General features: G+C 66.1%; 18 protein-coding genes. 6 read left to right on the forward strand and 12 right to left on the reverse strand.

The window, feature by feature from the left end:
- Positions 1-140: 140 nt before the first annotated feature.
- Genes zapE through EOD43_RS12100 form a run of 4 tightly spaced genes read right to left on the reverse strand, consistent with a single transcriptional unit; the run spans position 141 to position 2,930 of the window.
- Entirely contained in the window at positions 141-1,250 is a 1,110-nt protein-coding gene (gene zapE, locus EOD43_RS12085; RefSeq protein WP_127744107.1) for a cell division protein ZapE, read from the reverse strand.
- Positions 1,247-1,741: a PaaI family thioesterase gene (locus tag EOD43_RS12090; protein WP_127744108.1), complete on the reverse strand. Its 495-nt coding sequence runs from the start codon at positions 1,739-1,741 to the stop codon at positions 1,247-1,249. Before EOD43_RS12090 ends, zapE begins: the two co-directional genes overlap by 4 nt.
- Positions 1,741-2,148, reverse strand: a complete 408-nt coding sequence (locus EOD43_RS12095) for a PaaI family thioesterase (protein WP_127744109.1) — start codon at positions 2,146-2,148, stop codon at positions 1,741-1,743. Before EOD43_RS12095 ends, EOD43_RS12090 begins: the two co-directional genes overlap by 1 nt.
- 2 nt (positions 2,149-2,150) lie before the next feature.
- On the reverse strand, positions 2,151-2,930 hold the full coding sequence (locus EOD43_RS12100; RefSeq protein WP_127744110.1) for a succinate dehydrogenase iron-sulfur subunit: 780 nt from the start codon (positions 2,928-2,930) through the stop codon (positions 2,151-2,153).
- A 182-nt stretch (positions 2,931-3,112) separates the two neighbouring features.
- Here EOD43_RS12100 and EOD43_RS12105 point away from each other — a divergent pair, with 182 nt between their 5' ends.
- Entirely contained in the window at positions 3,113-4,630 is a 1,518-nt protein-coding gene (locus EOD43_RS12105) for a lipopolysaccharide biosynthesis protein (RefSeq protein WP_127744111.1), read from the forward strand.
- A gap of 108 nt (positions 4,631-4,738) precedes the next feature.
- On the opposite strand, the gene EOD43_RS12110 is transcribed toward EOD43_RS12105, so the two are convergent.
- Positions 4,739-5,542, reverse strand: coding sequence for an NTP transferase domain-containing protein (locus EOD43_RS12110; protein WP_127744112.1), 804 nt, complete (start codon positions 5,540-5,542; stop codon positions 4,739-4,741).
- Positions 5,543-5,609: 67 nt separating this feature from the next.
- Between EOD43_RS12110 and EOD43_RS12115 the strand changes: the two genes are divergently transcribed.
- The gene (locus tag EOD43_RS12115) at positions 5,610-6,740 is read left to right on the forward strand and encodes a CDP-alcohol phosphatidyltransferase family protein (RefSeq protein WP_127744113.1); all 1,131 of its coding nucleotides are present in this window, start codon (positions 5,610-5,612) and stop codon (positions 6,738-6,740) included.
- The gene (locus tag EOD43_RS12120; RefSeq protein WP_127744114.1) at positions 6,737-7,168 is read left to right on the forward strand and encodes an HIT family protein; all 432 of its coding nucleotides are present in this window, start codon (positions 6,737-6,739) and stop codon (positions 7,166-7,168) included. Before EOD43_RS12115 ends, EOD43_RS12120 begins: the two co-directional genes overlap by 4 nt.
- A gap of 93 nt (positions 7,169-7,261) precedes the next feature.
- Here the strand turns inward: EOD43_RS12120 and EOD43_RS12125 are convergent, their stop codons facing one another.
- Positions 7,262-8,005, reverse strand: a complete 744-nt coding sequence (locus tag EOD43_RS12125) for a phosphocholine cytidylyltransferase family protein (protein ID WP_127744115.1) — start codon at positions 8,003-8,005, stop codon at positions 7,262-7,264.
- 183 nt (positions 8,006-8,188) lie between these two features.
- Here EOD43_RS12125 and EOD43_RS12130 point away from each other — a divergent pair, with 183 nt between their 5' ends.
- Positions 8,189-8,455 carry a hypothetical protein gene (locus EOD43_RS12130; protein WP_127744116.1) on the forward strand — a complete coding sequence of 89 codons (267 nt, stop codon included), beginning with the start codon at positions 8,189-8,191 and terminating at the stop codon, positions 8,453-8,455.
- Between the two features lie 924 nt (positions 8,456-9,379).
- Here EOD43_RS12130 and lon read toward each other — a convergent pair.
- The 3 genes from lon to EOD43_RS12145 all read right to left on the reverse strand — a co-directional run bounded on the left by lon (position 9,380) and on the right by EOD43_RS12145 (position 14,706).
- Complete coding sequence (lon, locus tag EOD43_RS12135) at positions 9,380-11,821, reverse strand: endopeptidase La (RefSeq protein WP_127744117.1); 2,442 nt, start codon at positions 11,819-11,821, stop codon at positions 9,380-9,382.
- A 275-nt stretch (positions 11,822-12,096) separates the two neighbouring features.
- Positions 12,097-13,821 (reverse strand): N-acyl-D-amino-acid deacylase family protein, encoded by a 1,725-nt coding sequence (locus EOD43_RS12140; RefSeq protein WP_127744118.1) that lies wholly within the window; start codon positions 13,819-13,821, stop codon positions 12,097-12,099.
- A gap of 18 nt (positions 13,822-13,839) precedes the next feature.
- Entirely contained in the window at positions 13,840-14,706 is an 867-nt protein-coding gene (locus EOD43_RS12145; RefSeq protein ID WP_164857215.1) for a beta-keto acid cleavage family enzyme, read from the reverse strand.
- A 267-nt stretch (positions 14,707-14,973) separates the two neighbouring features.
- Between EOD43_RS12145 and EOD43_RS12150 the strand changes: the two genes are divergently transcribed.
- Positions 14,974-15,828 carry a helix-turn-helix domain-containing protein gene (locus tag EOD43_RS12150; RefSeq protein ID WP_164857216.1) on the forward strand — a complete coding sequence of 285 codons (855 nt, stop codon included), beginning with the start codon at positions 14,974-14,976 and terminating at the stop codon, positions 15,826-15,828.
- Here EOD43_RS12150 and EOD43_RS12155 read toward each other — a convergent pair.
- From EOD43_RS12155 to EOD43_RS12165, 3 genes are read right to left on the reverse strand one after another with little or no spacing between them, the layout of a single operon-like run.
- Entirely contained in the window at positions 15,810-16,979 is a 1,170-nt protein-coding gene (locus EOD43_RS12155) for a glycosyltransferase family 87 protein (RefSeq protein ID WP_127744121.1), read from the reverse strand. The two genes, EOD43_RS12150 and EOD43_RS12155, sit on opposite strands and share 19 nt — an antisense overlap.
- A 17-nt stretch (positions 16,980-16,996) precedes the next feature.
- A complete protein-coding gene (locus tag EOD43_RS12160) occupies positions 16,997-18,829 on the reverse strand; it encodes a class I adenylate-forming enzyme family protein (protein WP_127744122.1) in 1,833 nt (610 codons plus the stop codon).
- A gap of 11 nt (positions 18,830-18,840) precedes the next feature.
- Positions 18,841-20,448 (reverse strand): GMC family oxidoreductase, encoded by a 1,608-nt coding sequence (locus EOD43_RS12165; protein ID WP_127744123.1) that lies wholly within the window; start codon positions 20,446-20,448, stop codon positions 18,841-18,843.
- Between the two features lie 131 nt (positions 20,449-20,579).
- Between EOD43_RS12165 and EOD43_RS12170 the strand changes: the two genes are divergently transcribed.
- A complete protein-coding gene (locus tag EOD43_RS12170) occupies positions 20,580-21,782 on the forward strand; it encodes an acyl-CoA dehydrogenase family protein (protein ID WP_127744124.1) in 1,203 nt (400 codons plus the stop codon).
- The last annotated feature ends 10 nt before the right edge of the window (positions 21,783-21,792 follow it).

The raw sequence follows: 21,792 nt of genomic DNA on the forward strand, positions 1-21,792 counted from the left end.
TTCCTCGTCATTGCGAGGAGCCGAAGGCGACGAAGCAATCCAGGCCCGCACTGGAGATCGTCGCGAGCCTCTCACATGCGGGCCTGGATTGCTTCGCTACGCTCGCAATGACGAGAGAAAGAGGGCGGCGATGCCCCGCCCTACTCCCCGTGCCCCGCCGCCAGATAATCCTGGCTCTGCATCTCCATCAGGCGCGACACCGTGCGTTCGAACTCGAAGGCGCCGTCACCCTCGGGATAGAGCGCCACCGCCTCAGCCTCGGCTGTCGCCAGCAGCTTGACCTTATGTTCGTACAGCGCGTCGATCAGCACCTTGAAGCGCGCGGCCTCGTTGCGGTTGTCGGGGCCCATCAGCGGGATGCCGACGATGATGACGGTGTGATAATTGCGCGCGATCGCCAGATAATCGGCCGCACCCCGCGCCTCGGCACACAGCCGCTTGAACGAGAAGACCGCGACGCCCTTCAGGCTCTTGGGAACGTGCATCGTCCGCCCGCCGGGCACCGAAAGCTCGGCCGAGGGCACGTTGGCGGCATCCTCGGGCGGATAATCGGTCAGGCGGAAGAAGGCGCGCGACACGGCCTCGGTCGCCTTCGCGCCGTTGGGCGAATACCAGGTCGGGAATCCGCCCAGCCGCTCCAGCCGGTAATCGACCGGCCCGTTCAGCGACAGCACGTCGAGCCGATCCTTGATCAGCGCGATGAACGGCAGGAACAACTGGCGGTTGAGCCCGTCCTTGTACAGATCGTCGGGCGGCCGGTTCGACGTGGTCACCACGGTCACGCCCGCGTCGATCAGCCCGGTGAACAACCGGCTGAGAATCGCCGCATCGGCCATATTGTTGACGACCATCTCGTCAAAGCACAGCAGCTTCGCCTCGCCCGCCACCGCCTCGACCACCGGCGGGATCGGATCGCCCTTCTCCTTGGTCCGCTCGACGCGCAGCCGATCGTGGATCTCCAGCATGAATTCGTGGAAGTGGACGCGGCGCTTCGACGGCATATTCACGCAGTCGAAGAACAGATCCATCATCATCGATTTGCCGCGGCCTACCCCGCCCCACATATAGAGGCCGCGCGGGGGCGGCGGCGGCTTCTTGAGCATCCGCCACAGCACGCTGCCCTTGTTCGGCTGCGCCTCGAACTGCCGCGCGAGTTCGGCGAGTCGCCCCACGGTCGCGCGCTGATCGGGATCAGGGCGAAGCTCGCCCGCCGCGACCAGAGCCTCATATCGGGCGAGAACGTCGGTCATTTGCCTGCGGATGCCTTTTTCACCGTGCCGGTGAAGGCGGCACAACTTTGTCCGTCCTGCTCCATCACCCCGCGCACGAAATACATGCGATAGGTTTCGCGCAGCAACTCGACGACGATGTCGATCGGCTTGCCCGCGCGCAGCGGTGCCAGGAATTGCGTGGAACTGTCGACGGTCGATCCGCCGACGACGCGCTCTATCCCCATCGCGATCGGGCCGATGAACAGCACCTGATCGACCAGCGCCATCACATAGCCGCCATGCACCGTGCCCTTGCCGTTCAGATGGCGCGGCTCGACTTCGAAGCGGCAGCGCACCCGATCGGGTGCTTCGACGGTGTAGCGGATGCCACCGAACAGATCGACGAACCGCCCAACCTCCATCGCCGGGCGATAAAGCCAGCCGGGATGGTCGGGATCGTCGATGAAGCCGCGACTTTCCTCGTCCGCCCAATAATGCGGAACCGCTCCGTTTTCCGTGTCGTCGCTCATCAGCTCAGCTTGCGCAGGGTCGCGGTGCCGTGGATCGCGACATCATCGCCCTGCCCGATCAGCAGGCGCAGAAACTGCATCCGCCCAGTCTCGCGGATCAGCTCGACCCGCCCTTCCAGCGTCCGCCCCAGCGACGCCGCCGCCGGATAATCGAATGCGATCGAGATGGTGACGCACGGCACGTCCGCCGCGCGCAGGAAGACCCCGGCGGCATGTTCGGCAAGACCCGCCAGAAAGGCGCCGTGGATCATCCCGTGCAGATTGCCGGCATGGGCGGGCGCCTCGGCGCGGATCGCCATATGAGCGCCCTCGCGCCGATAGCGGATCGGCGCCCAGGTGGCGGGCCAGGTGCCCGCCTCGCTCATGTCCCAGATATGCCAGCCGTCGCTATCGATCGGATCCGGCACGATCAGATCTGGCGCTCGACTTCCATCTTCTTGATCTCCGCGATCGCCTTCGCCGGGCTCAGACCCTTCGGGCAGACGTTCGCGCAGTTCATGATGGTGTGGCAGCGATAGAGACGGAACGGATCTTCCAGCTCGTCGAGGCGCTCACCGGTGAACTCGTCGCGGCTGTCGGCGAGCCAGCGATAGGCCTGCAGCAGGATCGCCGGCCCCAGGAACTTGTCGCTGTTCCACCAATAGCTCGGGCACGAGGTCGAGCAGCAGGCGCACAGGATGCACTCGTACAGGCCGTCCAGCTTCGCGCGGTCTTCCGGCGACTGCAGGCGCTCCTTGCCCGACGGGGTCGGTGTGACCGTCTTCAGCCAGGGCTGGATCGACGCGTACTGCGCGTAGAAGTGGGTGAAGTCGGGGACGAGATCCTTGATCACGTCCATGTGCGGCAGCGGGGTGATGCGCACCTCGCCCTTCACGTCCTCGATCGCGGTGGTGCAGGCGAGACCGTTCTTGCCGTCGATGTTCATCGAGCACGAACCGCAAATGCCCTCGCGGCACGAACGGCGGAAGGTCAGCGACGGATCCTGCTCGCTCTTGATCTTGATCAGCGCGTCGAGGACCATCGGGCCGCACTCTTCCAGATCGATCTGGAACGTGTCGTAGCGCGGATTCTCGCCGCTGTCGGGATCGTAGCGATAGACCTTGAAGTTGCGCGGCTTCTTCGCGCCTTCGGCCCGGACCGTCTTGCCCTTCTTGATGACGCTGTTCTTGGGAAGCGCGAATTCGGCCATGAATCGAAACCCCTTTGTTCTCGCGGTCGCGATAGCGCGTGTTTCCCGAAGGCTCAATGGTGCAATGCGGCTTACGGGTTTCCTTTCGCGGTATCGTCATTGCGTGTGGGGTAATGGGGCACATGATGACGAACACCGGCTCGCTTGCGCACGCGCAGGGACAATCTAGAAGCGGGCTCGAAATGGACGCACCGGATACGCCCCCGACATCACGCCACGTGGCCAAGGGCGCGGGCACCGCATTGCTCGCGCGGGCGGGCGGTGCGATCGAGATCATATCGCAGCCGCTGTACGTCCTGCTGTTCGGCCTGCCGACCTACGGTCTCTACACCGTGCTGTGGGCGGCGGTGAACCTGACCGAGAATATCTTCGACATGGGCATGACCAACGCGCTGCAGCGCGTCGTGCCGCAGGCGAAGAACGATGCCGAACGCGCCGCAGCACTTCGATCGGCCATGATCGCGGGGGTCGGCCCCTGTTTGCTCATCGCGCTGCTTGCGTCGCTCGCGGCGCCGTGGATCGCCCCGATCGTCAATGTCGCCGCCAAGGATGCGGACGCCGTCGTCACCGGCATCCACATCTTCGCCTGGGCGCTCCCCTTCTGGGCCTATGTCGAGATCGCGACCTCGGCGCTGCGTTCCCGCAAGGCGTTCGGCCCCGAAATCCGCCTGCGCATCCTGTGGGAACAGGTGATGCGGATGATCGCGGCGACCGCGCTCTGGGCGCTGGGCGCCGGCGCGCTCGGCCTGCTGATCGCGCACATCACCTCGCTCGCGATCACCTGCATCCTCTCGACCCGGCTGCTCAAACGCTATTACCGGCTCGATCTCGCGTTGCTTCCCGCCGGGCAGGATATGTTCAACAGGACGTTGGTGGCGGGCATTTCGGTGCTGCCCAGCAACATCATCGGCCGCCTGTTCGCCGATGCGCCGCCGCTGATCCTGAACGTGATGATTCCCGGCGCCGCGGGCGCCAGCGCATCGGGCCTGTTCGCCATCGCGCGCAAGATCGCCAGCGCGGTGCAGCTGATCCGTCAGGCCTTCTCCTACGTCATGGCCCCGCTCGCCTCCGAAGCCGTGCGGCATGACAAGCGCGCCGTCACCGAAATCTACGCCTTCGCCACCCGCCTCACCACGATCGTCGCCTTGCCGATCGTGTGCGGGCTGATCGGCACGGGCAGCGCGGTGCTGGGGCTGTTCGGGCCGGCGGGTCAGGCCGCATGGTGGCCGCTCGCCTTGCTGACGATCGCGCGGCTGATCGAGGCGATTACGGGCGCGGCGGGCGCGATCCAGAACGTCATCAGCCGCTATCACCACCCGCTCTACGGCGCGGCGCTGGGCCTCATAACCTCGCTGATCCTGATCGCCTTCCTGCTGCCCGAAGAAGGGATCGTCGGCATGGGCATCGCCGTCGCGGCGGGGATTGTCGTGTCGGATATCGTGCCGGTGTGGATGCTGTGGCGGCACGATCATATCCAGCCGTTCGAGGCGCCCTACCTGCGCGTCGCGACGATCTCTACCCTGATCAGCCTCGTCATCCTCGGCCTCACCTTCGCCGCCACCCCGCTGCCCGATGCGCCGCGCCTGATCGGCGGCGTCATCCTGATCCTCGCCGGCATCTGGGCCTCGGGCCGCTTCGGCCTCCCCGAAGGCGACAAGCTGGCCCTGGGCAAGACCGCGCGGAAGCTCCGCCTCATCTAACGCCCAAAAGCCGTCATCCCGGCGGAGGCCGGGATCTCAGGAGGTTTTTGCGACCAGCTTGCGCCTAGATGCTCGCTGAGATCCCGGCCTCCGCCGGGATGACGGATATCAGTTTGGAGGAAGCAAGGTCCGCGCGGCGAAGATCGCCTCGACCAGTTCGTGATCGGACAATTTGTCGACGTCGATACAGGCTTCGGCCTGCGGCAGCACCACGGCCTTCGCCCGGATCCCCAGCCGCCGCCCCGCAATCGCGATCGCCTGATCGAGCGAAGCGATCCTGAGACCAATCAGCAGCGCCAGACCATAGCCGAACGCCCCCAGCACCGCGCGCGCCTTCTTGCGCTGCTGCTCGATCCCGCGCCACACGCCCAGCGCCTTTTCTGCGCCCGACCCGCCCAGCCAGAACAGGTTCGCCCCCGAATAGGCCCCGCCGCGAAAGCGCAACCAGGTCCGCTTGTTCCCCGGATAGGCGGCCTCCAGCGTCCGCCGCTCGACCAGCGCCACGCCGATATCCGCGCCCGCCGCGCCCGCCACGAACGCGTCGACCATCGCATTGCTCAGCAGCACATTGTCGGCCGTGGTGACGAGGATCGGCCATTGCAGCCCGCGCGCCGCAATCGCGCCCAATATCGCCTCGACGATCGATCCCGGCCCGTCATGCGTTTCAACGCGCGGATCGCCGCGCAACCAGCGGGTCTGCGGATGCTCGAAGAACCCTTCCGGCGCCTGCCCCACGATCACCAGCCGGCCGACATCGTCGCGCTTCAGCAAAGTCTGCGCCACCCGATCGAGCATCGGCCGCCCCGCGACGGGGACCAGCGCCTTGCGCTCGATCCCGAAATGGCTGGCCAGCGGGTCCACCCCCGGCCTTTGCCCGGCCAGCAGGATGATGGTGAGTCGCGTGTCGTTCATCGGCGAAACTCTTGCGTCACGAAGTTCGTATCGGCAAGGAAGCCGGCCCACACCTATATAGAAGACGATGAGCAAACTCCCCGCCCCCGCCGTCCTGATCGCCGGCACCAATCCGACCCCGATCTGGGGCATGTCGAGCGAGGAACGGCTGCACCGCATCGCCCGCGCGCGCGGCCTGCCGACCACGCGTGGCGAGCCCGACGGCCCCGTCCTGATCGCGGCGGCCAGCCATGTGTTCGATCATCAATGGATCGGCTTCATGCTCGCGCGGCCCGGCAGCGTGCTGACCAGCGGCGACGTGCCCGTCCTCGCCCACCTCACCGGCAATCGCTCCGCCGATCTGATCCGCAAGGCGATGGCGGAGGGGCATCCGCTCCCCGAAGGCCTGCCGGTCGAGATCGTCCGCGCCGAGGATCATCGCGTTTTCTATAACGAGGCCCTGCGCAAGCGCGAGGAGCCGATGCTCGAGCCGCTGACCCCCGGCAATGTCCGCGCGATCGAACGGATGAGCTATTTCGGCGCCTATAAGGGCGTCACCGACATCCTCACCAAATATCTGTGGCCCGAATGGGCTTTGGTGCTGACCCGCATCGCGGCGCGCATCGGCCTCACGCCCAACATGATCACCACGATCGGCGCGATCTTCTGCGTCGTCGCCACGGTGCTGTTCGCCTACGGCCATTATTGGCTGGGCATGGCGGCGGGCCTGTTCTTCATGGTGCTCGACACCGTCGACGGAAAGCTCGCCCGCTGCACGATCACCTCGTCCGCCTGGGGCAATGTGTTCGATCACGGCATGGATCTGGTCCATCCGCCCTTTTGGTGGTGGTTCTGGGCGACCGGCCTTGTCCATTGGGGCCTCGCGCTCGACAGCACGACCTTCTGGTGGGTGCAGGGTGTGATTCAGATCGGCTATTGGGTGCAGCGCGCGATCGAGGGCATCTTCATGCATCGCAATGCCGGCATGCACATCCATGTCTGGCAAAAGATCGACAGCGATTTCCGCCTGATAACCGCACGGCGCAACCCGAACATGGTGATCCTTTTCGTCGCCACCGCGTTTCAGCGTCCCGACATCGGCCTGATCGCGGTCGCGGTTTGGACCGGCCTTTCGTGCCTGTTCCACCTCGTCCGCCTGATCCAGGCCGAGGTGCGGCGTGCGAAGGGAGACGCGATCACATCATGGCTGGCAGCATGAACGACACGATCCGCGCCTTCGGGCATCCGGCGACCCTGGTGCATGAATATGCCCACTGGGTCGTCCTGCTCCGCCCTGCGCAGCCGACTTTGGGCGCGCTGGTGCTGGCGGCGAAGGACGATGCGCTGGCCTTCGGCGATCTCCCCGCAGAGGCGCATGCCGAACTGAAGGTCGTCACCGCCGATATCGAAGCCGCGCTCACCGCGGCGGTCGGCTATGCCAAGATCAACTATCTGATGCTGATGATGGTGGACCCCCACGTCCACTTCCACGTCCTCCCCCGCTACGAGGGGTCACGCGAGCAGGCGGGCGCCTCGGTGACGGACGCCGGCTGGCCGAAGGTGCCCGCCTTGGGCGAAGCGGTGACGCTCGACGATGCCCAAAAGGCCGCGCTGGTCGAATGGCTCCAGGGCCACTGGCCAAGATAGTCGTCATCCCGGCGGAGGCCGGGATCTCAGGAGGCTCTTGCCTCAACCTTGTCGCGACTCTGCTGAGATCCCGGCCTCCGCCGGGATGACGCTTCAGCCAGCAACCCACCCGTCGGTCAGCGCCTTGGCGATCGCCAGATCCTCGGGAAAGTCGACCTCGGCCCAGTTCTGCCCCTCGATCGAAACGGTCCCCACCACGCCCGTCGGCGCGAGCGCGTGGATCGCCTTCAGATACCAGTTCAGAGTCCCCTCGGGCGTCCGCATCATCGCTTCCACCTGATCGCGGAAGATGCGCGGGCCATCGCCCTTGAAGCCCAGCATGCCGATCGATTCCGCATTGGTCTCATGCGGCTTCAGCGTCTTGCCGATCTGCAACAGCCGATCGCCCTCGCGCTGCACCTTCATATCGTCGAGGTCGTAATCGTCCTTCACGTCGATCGTCACATTGATCGGCGCCTTCGCGCCCGCGATCAGCGTGCCGACGATCCCCGGCGAAACCAGCGTATCGCCGTTCAGGATGATGAAGTCCTGATCCATCTCCTCGCGCACGATCCAGCACGAGCCCAGATTGTCAGCGACCTTGTAGAACGGGTTGAAGCGCGGACGGATCGTCAGGCCGGGATGCGCGGCCGCAATCTCCGCCAGCGCCGCATTCAGCTTGGCGTCCTGAAATCCGGTGACGACCGCGATCTCTTCGATCCCGTTGGCGACGAGCGAGGCGACCTGCCACGCGATCAGGGTCTTGCCCGAAAAATCGATCAGGCATTTCGGCCGATCGGCCGTAAGCGGCAACAGGCGCGATCCCTGTCCGGCCGCGAGGATGATGGCTTTCTTCATGGGGTCGCCCGCTAGGCCGGAAATGCGGCAGGATGATGGAGCAAATCGTTACGCCGCCGTCCGTGCAATTAGGTTGGCGGGTCGAACCGTGGTATGGATTCGTCATTGGCGCCCCCGACCCGCAGGCACGGCGCCGAATGACAGTCACGCTAAGGCTGCCGCTTGTTAAGCAGGACAGCCGATATGTTGCCCAAAGTCGTCATCGCCCAACGCACCGGCCATGCGCCCCCGACCTTCGCGGGCCATTGCAACGACGTGCCCATCACGATCAGCCTCGATAGCAGCGCGGTCATGCGCTTCGGCGGCGACACCACCTATGAAGGCGCGCTCGCTTTGTCGCCCGACCAGATCGACTCGATCGAACGCGCCGCCGCCCGCCTGATGAGCCTGCGCCCCGCCAACGACCATCCGGGCCACGCGCTCTCGATCTCCGCGCTCGATCTGGAATAGGCGCCCCCGCCCTTTCCTCCCCACTCGTCCCCCTTCTCGTCATTGCGAGGAGCCGCAGGCGACGAAGCAATCCAGGCCCGCACTTGAGAGGCTCACGACCTACTCCAGTGCGGGCCTGGATTGCTTCGCTCTGCTCGCAATGACGAGATGGAGAACAAACCACGAATCTCATCTTGACAAAACGAACCATTTGGGTTAACCACCCCACCATCCTCTCGCATGATCAGCGTGAGGATGCAGGACCGGCCCGGAGCAGAGCTCGCTCCGAACCGGGCCGTGACAGGTCGGCGCGAAGTCATCCGGTTTAAGAAGCGGATGCGCATCGCTTCTCGCCGGCATGTGCTGGACGAACCCGCCGGTGGGCGGAGGCGATTTGCGGTTTCGAAGGAAAGACAGGGCCGATCCACTGCGGGAAACCGCATCGCGGGTAGCCCCGACCGGACAGACCACTTCTCGTTTCCAATCGCCGGGGCCATCCCCTGCAAGGATGGCAGCAGCCAATCGCAGGACCGCATCCCCTGACCTGTCGCAGCAGGTAAAGCATGTCGGTTCGGTCGGCCCCAGCCATGCCCGCACGACTACTTCGCACTACCCAACGTCCGGGTGCCCTTTTGGCAGGACGCGCCGACCTTCACCTGTCCTGATTCTACGCCACGAATCCGTCCACCAAAGATCCTCCCCGATCCGGGGAGGTGTCAGCGCAGCTGACGGAGGGGGCGGGAGGCCAGACGCATCGCCTGTGGCCAGCCCCCTCCACCGCTTCGCGGTCCCCTCCCCGTACCGGGGAGGATTTACAGCCTCACCTCCCCACCGAAGCAGAAGGAAGAAGCGGGACCCCGGATCAAGTCCGGGGTGACGTCGCGTGTAGGATCGACACACCACAAAACCAAAAAGGCCGGACGTTTCCGCCCGGCCTCTTCGTCATCAGTGGTGGACCGTCCCCGTCGCCGGCCCGGGAGCGCCCGGGGGCGGGACCGGCTGGCTGGCGAGGTCGTCGGCCTCGGTCCATTCGATCGGGGTCGTCTGCGCCGACAGCGCCAGTTCGAGCACCTCGTCGACATGCGACACGGGGATGATCTTCAGCCCCTCGCGCACGTTCGCCGGGATTTCGGCCAGATCCTTCTCATTCTCCTTGGGGATGAGAACGGTCGTGATCCCGCCACGCAGCGCCGCCAGCAGCTTCTCCTTGAGGCCACCGATCGGCAGCACGCGGCCGCGCAGCGTAACCTCACCCGTCATCGCGACTTCGCGGCGCACCGGAATGCCGGTCAGCGCGGAGACGATGCAGGTGACGATGCCGATGCCCGCCGACGGCCCGTCCTTGGGCACAGCACCTTCGGGCAGGTGGATGTGGACGTCCTTGCGGCCGAACAGGCTGGGCTTGATGCCATAGCCCGGCGCGCGGGCGCGCACGAAGCTGAAGGCTGCCTGGACCGATTCCTTCATCACGTCGCCCAGCTTGCCGGTCGTGTGGACGCCGCCCTTGCCGGGCACCGTCACCGCCTCGATCGACAGCAATTCGCCGCCCACCTCGGTCCACGCCAGCCCCGTCACCGCGCCGATCTGATCCTCTTCCTCGCCGATCCCGTACCGGAACTTACGGACGCCGGAGAATTCGTGCAGGTTTTCGGGCGTCACGACGACGCTCTCGGCCTTGCCCTCCAGAATGCGGCGCAGCGCCTTGCGCGCGACCTTGGCGATCTCGCGCTCCAGCGTGCGGACGCCCGCCTCGCGGGTGTAATAGCGGATCAGGTCGCGCAGCGCGGCCTCGGTCAGCTCGAACTCGCCCTTCTTGAGGCCATGCGCCTCGACCTGCTTGTCGAGCAGATGCTCCTGCGCGATCGCGACCTTCTCGTCCTCGGTATAACCCTCCAGACGGATGATCTCCATGCGATCGAGCAACGGCTGCGGCAGGTTCAGGCTGTTCGCGGTGCACACGAACATGATGTCCGAAAGATCGACGTCGATCTCCAGATAATGATCCTGGAACTTGTTGTTCTGTTCCGGATCGAGCACCTCGAGCAGCGCCGACGCCGGATCGCCGCGGAAATCCTGGCCCAGCTTGTCGATCTCGTCGAGCAGGAACAGCGGGTTGGACGTGCCGGCCTTCTTCAGGTTCGTCACGATCTTGCCCGGCAGCGAACCGATATAGGTGCGGCGGTGGCCACGGATCTCGGCCTCGTCGCGCACGCCGCCCAGCGACTGGCGCACGAACTGACGTCCGGTCGCCTTGGCGATCGAACGGCCGAGCGAGGTCTTGCCCACGCCCGGCGGGCCGACGAGGCACAGGATCGGACCCTTCAGCTTGTTGGTGCGCGCCTGGACCGCCAGATATTCGACGATCCGGTCCTTCACCTTCTCCAGCCCGTGATGATCGGCATCGAGCACGGCCTGCGCCGCCGCAATATCCTTCTTCAGCTTGGACTTCTTGCCCCACGGCAGGCCCAGCAGCACGTCCAGATAGTTGCGCACCACCGTCGCTTCGGCCGACATCGGCGCCATCGTGCGCAGCTTCTTCAGCTCCGCATTGGCCTTGGCGCGCGCTTCCTTGGACAGCTTGAGTTCTGCGATCTTCTGCGTCAGCTCGGCCAGCTCGTCGCCGCCATCGCCTTCGTCACCGCCATTGCCCAGCTCGCGCTGGATCGCCTTCAACTGTTCGTTGAGGTAATATTCGCGCTGGGTCTTCTCCATCTGCCGCTTCACGCGGCTGCGGATCTTCTTTTCGACCTGCAGGACGCCCAGCTCGCCTTCCATCAGCGCAAACGCCATTTCGAGCCGCTTGGCGGCGTCGAGTTCGACCAGCAGCGCCTGCTTCTCGGCAACCTTGATCGAGATGTTGGCGGCGACCGAGTCGGCCAGCTTCGACGGATCCTCGATCTGGCTCAGCTGGACCGATGTTTCGGCCGGCAGCTTCTTGTTCAATCGCGCATAATTTTCGAACTGGTCGATCACCGATCGCATCAGCGCCGAAAGCTCATGGCTCATCGGCTCGGCGGGTTCGGCCGCTTCCTCGTCATCCGACGTGGCGGGCTCCAGCGTTTCGATCGCGGCGTTCAGATGCGTCTCGCCCGCGACCAGTTCGGTCAGGCGCGCACGCTGCTTGCCCTCGACCAGCACGCGGACCGTGCCGTCGGGCAGTTTCAGAAGCTGCAATACCGTGGCGACAACGCCCAGATCGTAGAGCGCATCGCGATCGGGATCGTCCTCAGCCGGATCGAGCTGCGCCACCAGGAAGATCGACTTGTCCGCCGCCATCGCGGCTTCCAGAGCGGCCACCGATTTTTCGCGGCCGACGAACAGGGGCACGATCATGTGCGGGAACACGACGATGTCGCGCAGCGGCAGCAGGGGCAGTGTTTCGGTCATCTAGTCTCCAGGGGCGGACTCGGGGTCCGCCGTTTCGACAACCTATATGGGCGGGCACTGGTTCACTATCAATGAACCTGCCGCCTCCCCGCCGCACCTTTGTCTTTTCGCGCCAACAGATGAGGTTTGTGCGCCCAATTCATCCTCCCCCGCCAGGGGGAGGTGGCGCCGAAGGCGACGGAGGGGGAGGACACGAAGCCTTCAGTTGGCCGCCGCCCTCCCCCTCCGTCAGCTGCGCTGACACCTCCCCCTGGCGGGGGAGGATGAGAATTGCCCTACTCCGCCGCCATCGCCACCGGCGCGGCCTGCGCGCCGCGCACCAGCCGGCCGGGCAGGTCGCCGGTCGGCACGCCATCGCGGGAGATCGTCCGGCCCGACACGATCGACGCGCGATAGCCGCTCGCCTTCTGCATCAGCCGCCGTCCGCCGCCGGGCAGGTCGCGCACCGCCGTCGGCGCGTGGAGCGCCAGCTTCGCGGTGTCGATCACGTTGACGTCGGCCTTGTATCCGGGCGCCAGCACGCCGCGATCGTACAGCCCCACCGTCTCCGCCGGCCGCCGGGTCAGCGTCGCGACCGCCTGGCTCAGCGGCAGCAGCCCGCGCCCGCGATCGCGCACCCAATGCGTCAGGATATGCGTCGGGAAGCTCGCGTCGCAGATCAGCCCGTAATGCGCGCCACCGTCGCCCAGCCCGAAGATCAGGTTGGGATGGTCCATCATCTCGCGCAGCAGATCGAGCGATCCGTTCACGAAATTGCCCAGCGACAGCAGCAACTGCGCCTTGCCGTCATTCTGGAGCAGATAGTCATAAGCCCATTCGAACGGGTCCACGCCCTCGCGCGCGGCGCGTGCGGCGACGCTGTCCTCCGGGGTCGGCTCGTAGTTCGGCGGATCGCCCAGCGGGAACATGCGGGTGAAGTCGCGCGTGCTCTTGGCCAGCGGAATCTGCAGGTCGGCTTCCTCAGACACCAGCCGCGCGCGCACTTCGGGCTTGCGCAATTCGACCAGCCGGTCCTCGTCCGAAAGCGCCGCCAGCGGCGCGAAGCTCGGGCAGAAGGTGAACGGGTTCCACGACAGATTGTGCGCCAGGATCATCCCCACCGGGCGCGGGAAGATCTGGCCGGTCAGCTTCGCACCGCCATCATTCGCCTCGCGCAGCACCTTCATCACGTCGTGGCTGTCGGTGTGCGCGCCCATCGTGAAGGTGAAGGGGCGGCCCGACGCCGTCGTGATCCGCTCCATCATGCGCACGTCATGCTCCCACCCGTCCTCGGGCGTGTTGCCGACCATCTGCATGATCCCCCCGCCCGCGTCGGTCATGCCGTCGGCCAGGTTCTGCAGCTCCGCCTCGGACGAACGATAGGTCGGGATATATTTGCCGTCGGACGTGCGGTGGATGAACACGCGCGACGTCGCGCAACCCAGCGCCCCGGCCTCGATCGCTTCCTTGGCGATCGCGCGCATCTTCGCCAGATCCTCCGCGGTCGCCTCCTCGCGCTCGGCCCCGCGCTTGCCCATCACATAGACGCGCAACGGGCTGTGCGGCAGATAGGCGGCTACATCGATATCGCGCGGCCGCTTGTCGACCTCGTTCAGATATTCGGGGAAGGTTTCCCAGTTCCACGAAAGGCCCGCATTCATCACCACGCCGGGAATGTCCTCGACCCCCTCCATCACGGTGATCAGCAGGTCGTGATCCTCGGCACGGCACGGCGCGAAGCCGACGCCGCAATTGCCCATCACCACCGTCGTCACGCCGTGGTTGGACGAAGGCTCCATCCGGTCGGACCAGATCGCCTGCCCATCATAATGGGTGTGGATGTCGACGAAGCCGGGGGTGACGATGCACCCCGTCGCGTCGATCTCCTCGCGCGCGCTGCCAAGGTTCTGGCCGACCGCGGCGATCACGCCGTCGCGGATCGCGACATCGGCCTGATAGGGTTCGGCGCCGGTGCCGTCGACGACCGTGCCGCCGCGGATGATGATGTCAGATGTCGCCATCTCTCTTCCTTCCAACAATCAGATTTCGAGCAGCGCGCGGGCGTCTTCGGGGGTCGCGACCTCGTGGCCCATCGCCTCGATGATCGCGACGCAGCGCTTCACCAGCTCGACGTTCGTCGGCTGCCCTTCATGCTTGTAATCATGATCTTCCAGCCCGATCCGGCAGTGCCCGCCCATCGCGATCGCGTAGGGCAGCAGCGGGATGATATCGCCGCCGAAGCAGCTCGCGAACCAGGAGGCCCGCACCCCCTTCAGCATGTCGGCATAAGCCTCCAGGCTGGCGGGCGTCGGCGGCAGGCCGAAGGGCTGTTCGGGGCCGCCCAGATAGAATTTCACCAGCAGCGGCTCACCCAGCACGCCCATCTCCAGGAACTTGAGCGCGGTGCGCAGATGGCCCGGCTCGAAGATCTGCAGCGTCGGCCGGGTGAGGCCCAGCGACGTATGATGCTCGATCACCTCGCGGGTCGTGTCGATCAGGTTCTGGTAGAGGTGCGTGCGGATGTAGCGTTTGTTCGCCTCGTCCCACCACGCCAGGTTCACCGAACCCATGTCGCACGCGCCGACATCGGGCTTGGTCGCCGGATCGGCCGACAAGGCGGTATAATGGCGGAAACGCTGCGGCACGTCGGCCCCGCCCGAAAAGGTCGGCCACAGGATCGGCGACACGCCCTCGGCGCGGATGCCGCGCATGATCGCGGCCAGATCGTCGACCTCGTCATTCCAGCCGCCATCGGGCTGCTTGGCGTGGAAATGGATCATCGATGCGCCCGCGCGCGTGGTGGCGACCGCATCGGCGATCACCTCTTCATTGCTATACGCGATATTCCGGTTCTGATCCCGCAGGTTCATCCCGTTGATCGCGGCCTCGATCATGACCTTGGCCATCAACATCCTCTCTCTCGGGCGGCTTTACGGCCGTCTTTTCCGACGCCCCTTTGTCTCACAGCGACGGATCGGGGTGCAAGCCGGGCGCAGATCGCGCACTTTGGCGGAAATCGGCCATAGCGATTTGATTATGCTGGGTTTTAGCTCAGATCGGCGCCCGTCATTGTCGTTCGCGCGCAACTTATGGCGCGAACGCGATATGCGAAGTGGTGGAAGCCGCGCCGATTTGACCCAAAGGCCGCCAGGGTCCATAATCCGGGCTTAGAGATGGCGCAGACCCAGGCATATCACGAGGCCGACGATTATTCGGTCAAGGTCACCCGCTTCTTCACGGAGCAGCCGGTGAGCTCGGTGATCCGCACGCCCGACAATCATCTGGTCCTGTTCCTGCCGCTCAGCCGGATCGATCCCGGCCAGGCGCGCTGCCCGGAGTTCGGGATCACCGATTATGTGCAGGGCGGATCGATCCGTTTCCGCCCCGCCGGCGTCACCTATGAATGGCGCAACCTGCACGGGCACACCCGCGTCCTGATCCACGGCTTTTCGAACGATCGCATGCATCAGGCGGTCGAGCGCGATTTCGGCTGGACCGACGAACAGCTGGAGCGCGGGCTCGATCTCGCCGGATCGCGGCTGACCCCGCTGATGCTCCACATGCTCGACGAAGTGACCCAGCCCGGCCTCGGCAGCGCCGCCGTCACCGATGCCCTGTCGACCGTGATGATCTACGAACTGTGCCGCTACCTGTTGAAGGAGCGCGTGCCGGTCGAGGCGAGCGGCGGGCTTTCGAGCCGCCAGCTGGGCCTGATCCGCGATCGGCTGGAGGATGATCCCGCCGTCGCGCTCGACGAACTGGCGCAGCTCTGCGGCATGGGCACGCGCAACCTGCAGCGGCTGTTCAAGGCCAGCACCGGCGAAAGCGTGTCGAGCTATGCCCGCCGGCTCCAGATCGCCCGCGCGCGCGCCTTCCTCGACAGCACCGATCTTCCGCTGAAGGAAGTCGCGTTCCGGCTGGGCTTCACGCACACGAGCAGCTTCAACGCCGCCTTCCGCAAATCGACCTCTCAAACCCCGGCCGACTATCGCCGCCGCACCCGCAAGGGCTACACCGCGCTCTCCTGAGGGCTGGCATGGCGCACCTGCACCCATAAGGCGCCCAGCAGAACCAGCGGCGCCACCCCCACCGGGATCGCCCCGAACGCGATCATCCTTCCGGGCAGCAGATAAGCAACGCACAGCACCGGCGCCTCCCACGCCGCCAGCCGCCGCCAGCGCGTCGCCAGCGTCAGCCCGAAACCGAGCGTCGCGACCGTCATGTCATAATCGAACGCATAAGGCAGTATCAGGAAGGTCGCGGTCGCCGCGATGAACGCCAGATCCCCCGCCCCCGCCTTGCGCGCCCGCCATAGCAGCGCCAGCGCCGCGAGCGCCGTCGCCGCCTGCACCGCGATACCCAGCATCGCCGGATAACCGCGCAAAGCGACGAGGGTGGTCGGCATCATCCGGAAATAGAGCTGATCCCCCGGCGCCTCCAGGATCGCGCGCTGCGTCTCGGGCGCCTTGGTCAGATAATCGATCCAGATGCCGGTCCCAAACAAAGCCGCGCTCACCGCCACGATCGCCAGCGTGCCCGCCACCGCCACGCCCAAAGCGGTCCACCGCCGCCGCGCGATCCAGATGATCGGGATCAGCAGCCCCAGATGCGGTTTCACCGTCAGCAAAGCGGCGGAGAGCCCCGCTTGCCCCTGCCGCCGGTCCATCGCGGCGAAGGCGAACAGCCACAAAGCCCCCGCCAGCAGCCCATATTGCCCCGCCCAGATGTTGATCAGCGCGCCGGGCGTCAGCGCCGCCATCCAGAGCGGCAGCCCGCGCATGAACGGCCGCGCGGCGATCAGGAACAGGCCCGTCGTCGCCACCAGCCACGTCGCCAGTGCCGCCGGATAGGGCAGCAGCGACAGCAGGGCGGCCGGGATCAGGCTCTGCGGCGGATAGGAATAATTGTGCGGCAACAGCCCCGCAAACATCCCCCGCGCCGCTGCCCAATAGGCTTGCGGATCGTAAAGGATGTCGAGCCGCCCGCCCCAGGCGAGCTTGCCACCCACCCAAATGTTCACGAAATCGCGCCCGATCAGGACGCCATGTTCGGGCACGAGAAGCCCCCGCAGATGCCCGATATCGAACGCGAACAGCAGCAGAGTGGAGACGGTGCCCGCAAACCACAGCACCGCGACCGCCCCCGTCGGCGCGGCGTCCGGCCCCCGTGCGTCCGACACCTGTGCGTGCGGCTCGATCAGGCGCCTGCCCCCGCAGCAAAGCGCGCGCGGACCGCCTCGGTCACGGCGCGGCGGTCGATCTTCGCATTGGCAGTGCGATCGAACGGATCGGGCTGCACCACATAATCGCGCGGTGCCTTATAATCGGCCAGCCGCGCGCGGACATGCGCGTCGAGCGCCTGCGTATCGATCGCCACCCCCGGCTGCGCCGCGATGGCCGCGACCACGCGTTCGCCCAGCCGATCGTCCGGCACGCCGACCGCGACAACCTCACGCACGTCCGGGTGGGTCGACAAGGCGGCCTCCACCTCGGCGCAATAGACATTCTCGCCGCCGGTGATGATCATCTGCGTCTTGCGGTCGACGAGGTGGAGATAGCCCTCCGCATCGAAGCGCCCGACATCGCCGGTCAGCAGCCAGCCGTCGACGATCTTCGCGGCGGTCGCCTCCGCATTGCCGAAATAGCCCTGCATGACGACCGATCCGCGCATCGCGATCTCGCCCGTTTCGCCCTGCGGCAGCGGCTGCGCCTGATCATCAACGATGCGGATGTCGGTCAGCGGGTTGGGCCGCCCGACGGCGCCCGGCCGCGCGGCCAGATCGGGGCCGCCGATATTGGTGCCGGCGCCGTTGCTCTCGGTCATGCCATAGCCCATGCCGATCGTGCAGCCAGGCAGCTTTTCCTTCATCTCGCGCACCAGATTGTCGGGGAAAGGCGCGCCGCCCGCGCCGATCGACCGCAAGCAGCTCAGGTCATGATCGGCGAAGATCGGGGAGCGGAGAATGTCCCACATCATCGTCGGCACGCAGCCGATCGATTCGATCCGATGCTCGGCGATCAGGCGGATCGCTTCTTCCGGATCCCAGCGCGACAGGCGGTGGATACGCCCGCCCTGCGCCAGCGCGCGCAGATAGACATTGTGCAGCCCGCTGACGTGGAACAGCGGGGCGATCATCAGGTTCGCGCTCTGCCGCGCGAGCATCGCGTCCGCCGCCGGCCCCATCGCCGCGCGGATCATCTCGGTCCCCACCGCATTGGCGAACACGCTGACCGACAGCCCCGCGAGCATGCTGCGATGCGCGAGCGCCGCGCCCTTGGGCCGGCCGGTCGTGCCCGACGTGAACATCATCGCCGCCAGCTCACCCGGATCGGCGGGCCGCGCGAAGAAGGGGGTTTCGGGAATGGCCGCGATCAGATCGGCATAGGATGCGACGCCGGGCAGATCGCCGTCCGTAGCGATGAGAGGCACATTCATCCTCCCCCGCCAGGGGGAGGTGTCGCCGGAGGCGACGGAGGGGGAGGACGGCGATGATCCAGAGGTTTCGTGTCCTCCCCCTCCGTCAGCTACGCTGCCACCTCCCCCTGGCGGGGGAGGATTAGAGGAAGCCAACAGCCGCGCGATCCGCTTGCCGTCAGCGATCACGAGCGCGCAGTCGGTATCCTCGATCGCGCGGGCGATCTCGCCGCCCGTCCCCCGGCTGTTGATCAGCACGCCGACGCCGCCCAGCATCGTGACCGCCGTAAAGCTGGTCAGATATTCGCGGCAATTCTGCATCACGATTCCGACGCGGCTGCCCGCCCCCACCCCGAAACGATCGCGCAACGCCACCGCCAGCCGCGCGGATTCGGCAAAGATGTCGGCATAGGTGAAGGTCGTGTCGCCATCGACGAACAGGATGCGATCGCCATAGGTGTCGAGCGCCTGTTGGTAGAAATCGGGCAGCGTGCGCGCGAAGCCGCGGAACAGGCGCAGCGGCTGGCCATCGACCATTTCGGTCACCATTTCCCAATCGCTGCCGGGCGCCATCACGCGGCGTATCGCCTCGGCCCTGTCGATCGCTCCGCTCATGCCCCGTCTCCCTATTCGATCCCGCGCCCGGCGACCAGCGCCGCCGCCCGCTCGCCGATCATCATCGCGGCCGCGCCCGTATTGCCGTTCACCAGTTCGGGCGCGACGCTCATGTCCGCGACGCGCAAGCCGCCGATCCCCTTCACGCGCAGCTGTGGATCGGTGACGGCATCGGCGTCGCTGCCCATCCGGCAGGTGCCGCAGACGTGGTAGTGATTGCCCACGGTCGCGCGGATATGTTTGGCGATCTGCGCGCGGCTCGTCACCGCCGGTCCCGGCCCGACCTCCGCCTCGATCAACGTCGCGAGCGCCGGCTGCGCGGCCAGTTCGCGCATCCGCAGCGTCGCGTCGATCAGCGCCTCCATATCGCGCGCATCCTCGAAATAGCGCGGATCGATCACCGGCGGCGCGAACGGATCGGCCGAACGCAGCCGCACTTCGCCCCGGCTCTTGGGCCGCCCTTCGTTGATCCCCAGCGCGAAACCGTGCCGATCGGGCAGCAGCCCCAGCGGCCCGCGCCGTTCGCCGCGCAGCATGCCCGCGACGAACAGCTGGAAATCGGGATGGCTGAGCGCCGGATCGCTGCGGAAGAAGCCGCCATAATTGCCGGTCCCCTCCGCCAGGAAACCGCCCCGCCCGAACAGATAATGCGCAACCTCGATCGCGCCCTGCACCGGCTTCAGATAGTTATAGGCGGTGACCGGCGCGTTGACCGTGTAGGTCAGGACATAGGCCGTGTGGTTCTGCAGATTGCGCCCCACCTGCGGGCGATCGAGCACCACGGGAATGCCCAGCGCCTTGAGCGCATCGCCATCGCCGATCCCCGATTGCAGCAGCAGCTTCGGGCTGTTGATCGCCCCGCCCGACAGGATCACTTCGCCCTCCGCGCGGATCGTCTCGATCCGGCGGTCGCGCGCCACCTCGATCCCGACCGCCCGATCGCCCTCGACGATCACGCGCAGCACGGTCGCGTCGGCCATCACCGTCAGATTGGGGCGATGGCTCAATATGCCCGGATAGGCGCTCGCGGTGCTGGCGCGGCGGCCCCTGGCGATGAACCAGTCATAATGGCCCATGCCGTCGGGTTCGGGCACCGACAGATCGTCCAGCCGCGCATAGCCCGCCTGCGCCATCGCCTCGGCCGCCGCGTGGATGATCCCCAGCCGCGATCCGCCGCGCACCACCGACATCGGGCCACCATTCCCGTGCCAGCGCCCGCCGCCCCGCGCGCTGCGCTCCAGCTTGCGGAACCACGGCAAGACCTCGTCATAGCTCCAGCCATCGGCGCCGAGCGCGCGCCAATGGTCGAACTCATGCGCAAAGCCGCGCGAATAGCACATGCCGTTGATCGCACTCCCGCCGCCCAGCACCCGCGCCTGCGTCATCGACAAGGCACGTCCGTTCAGCGCCGCCTGCGGCTCGGTCATATAGCCCCAGCCGTTGCGCGGATCATAAGCGACGCGGAAGATCATGCCGGGGATCGTCGACAGCAGCCCCGCATCGCGCCGCCCCGCCTCGACCAGCAGCACGCGGACGTCGGGATCGTCAGACAGGCGCGATGCGACGATGCAGCCGCTGCTGCCCCCGCCGACCACGATATGATCATATCCCGCCGTCACCGGCCTCTCCCTTATTGTTTTCTCGTCGCCGCCACCCCCTTGACATCGCGGTCGCGGGACGGTGGAAGCGGCTCAACGGTAAAAGAGCAAACTCTTTTACTCGGGACAATGGTCAGAGGCGTTTAGGCGACATGGATTTCCGCTACACAGAAGAAGATGAAATCTTCCGGCAGGACGTGCGCGCCGGGCTGCGCGCCATCCTTCCCGCCGACATTCGCGAGCGCCAGCGGCTGACGACGACGATGAATTCGGACACGCACGATCAGCGTGACTGGTTCAAGCTGCTCGACGACAAGGGCTGGTCGGTCCCCGCCTGGCCGGTCGAATATGGCGGCACCGGCTGGAGCGCGATCCGCAAATACATCTTCGAAGACGAGATGTATCTGGCGAGCGCGCCCGAATTCCAGTGGACCGGCACCCACATGGTCGGCCCGGTCATCTACACCTTCGGCAACGATGCGCAGAAGGCGCGCTTCCTGCCCGAAATCCGGCGCGGCACCCATATCTGGTGTCAAGGCTTCTCCGAACCCGGCTCCGGCTCCGACCTCGCCTCGCTGCGCACCCACGCGAAGCTCGAAGGCGACAAATATATCGTCAACGGCCAGAAGATCTGGACCAGCACGGCTTACGAGGCCGACTGGGGCTTCTTCCTGGTCAAGACCGATCTGACCGTGAAGCCGCAGGCGGGGATCAGCTTCCTGCTGATCGACATGAAATCCCCCGGCATCACCGTGCGCCGCATCCCGCAGATCAACGATGAGGAGCATCTGTGCGAGGTGTTCCTCGATAACGTGGAAGTGCCCGCCGAAAACCTCGTCGGCACGCCCGGCAAGGGATGGACCTCGGCCAAGTTCCTGCTGGAGCATGAGCGGACATCGAGCGCCTTCATCTTCTGGAACAAGCGCGAACTGCGCCGCGCGCGGATGATCGCCGACGATATCGTGCACGATGGCCGCCCGCTGTCGCAGTCGCCCGCCTTTGCCGGTCGCCTGGCACGGCTGGAGGCCGATCTGGCCGCGCTCGAATGGTCGGTGCTGCGCGTGCTGGCGAACGAATCGCACGGCTTCGATGCCTCGGTCGCCTCGTCGATCCTGAAGCTGCGCGGATCGGAGATGCAGCAGGCGACGACCGAGATTCAGGTCGATCTGCTCGCCACCCGCGGCCTGCGCGCTTATGTGCCCGGCCGCGATCAGCCCGCGCCCAGCCTGCCCGACTGGCCCGAATATGTGCCGGGCCGCACCGCGATCGCCACGATCATGCGCGCCGCCACTCTCTACGGCGGCACCAAGCAGGTGCAGAAGAACATCCTCGCCAAGCTCGCCTTCGGCCTCTGAACGGAAACGC

Origin of the sequence: Sphingomonas crocodyli, assembly GCF_004005865.1 — a bacterium.
In the GTDB taxonomy this organism is placed as follows: domain Bacteria; phylum Pseudomonadota; class Alphaproteobacteria; order Sphingomonadales; family Sphingomonadaceae; genus Rhizorhabdus; species Rhizorhabdus crocodyli.

Coding starts and splice junctions, on each gene's coding strand:
- EOD43_RS12150 (WP_164857216.1), top strand. CDS start 14,974: ATGGCGCAGACCCAGGCATATCACGAGGCCGACGATTATTCGGTCAAG.
- EOD43_RS12120 (WP_127744114.1), top strand. CDS start 6,737: ATGAACGACACGATCCGCGCCTTCGGGCATCCGGCGACCCTGGTGCAT.
- EOD43_RS12105 (WP_127744111.1), top strand. CDS start 3,113: ATGGACGCACCGGATACGCCCCCGACATCACGCCACGTGGCCAAGGGC.
- EOD43_RS12100 (WP_127744110.1), bottom strand. CDS start 2,930: ATGGCCGAATTCGCGCTTCCCAAGAACAGCGTCATCAAGAAGGGCAAG.
- EOD43_RS12130 (WP_127744116.1), top strand. CDS start 8,189: ATGTTGCCCAAAGTCGTCATCGCCCAACGCACCGGCCATGCGCCCCCG.
- lon (WP_127744117.1), bottom strand. CDS start 11,821: ATGACCGAAACACTGCCCCTGCTGCCGCTGCGCGACATCGTCGTGTTC.
- EOD43_RS12140 (WP_127744118.1), bottom strand. CDS start 13,821: ATGGCGACATCTGACATCATCATCCGCGGCGGCACGGTCGTCGACGGC.
- EOD43_RS12145 (WP_164857215.1), bottom strand. CDS start 14,706: ATGGCCAAGGTCATGATCGAGGCCGCGATCAACGGGATGAACCTGCGG.
- EOD43_RS12160 (WP_127744122.1), bottom strand. CDS start 18,829: ATGAGCGGAGCGATCGACAGGGCCGAGGCGATACGCCGCGTGATGGCG.
- EOD43_RS12090 (WP_127744108.1), bottom strand. CDS start 1,741: ATGAGCGACGACACGGAAAACGGAGCGGTTCCGCATTATTGGGCGGAC.
- zapE (WP_127744107.1), bottom strand. CDS start 1,250: ATGACCGACGTTCTCGCCCGATATGAGGCTCTGGTCGCGGCGGGCGAG.
- EOD43_RS12115 (WP_127744113.1), top strand. CDS start 5,610: ATGAGCAAACTCCCCGCCCCCGCCGTCCTGATCGCCGGCACCAATCCG.
- EOD43_RS12110 (WP_127744112.1), bottom strand. CDS start 5,542: ATGAACGACACGCGACTCACCATCATCCTGCTGGCCGGGCAAAGGCCG.
- EOD43_RS12125 (WP_127744115.1), bottom strand. CDS start 8,005: ATGAAGAAAGCCATCATCCTCGCGGCCGGACAGGGATCGCGCCTGTTG.
- EOD43_RS12170 (WP_127744124.1), top strand. CDS start 20,580: ATGGATTTCCGCTACACAGAAGAAGATGAAATCTTCCGGCAGGACGTG.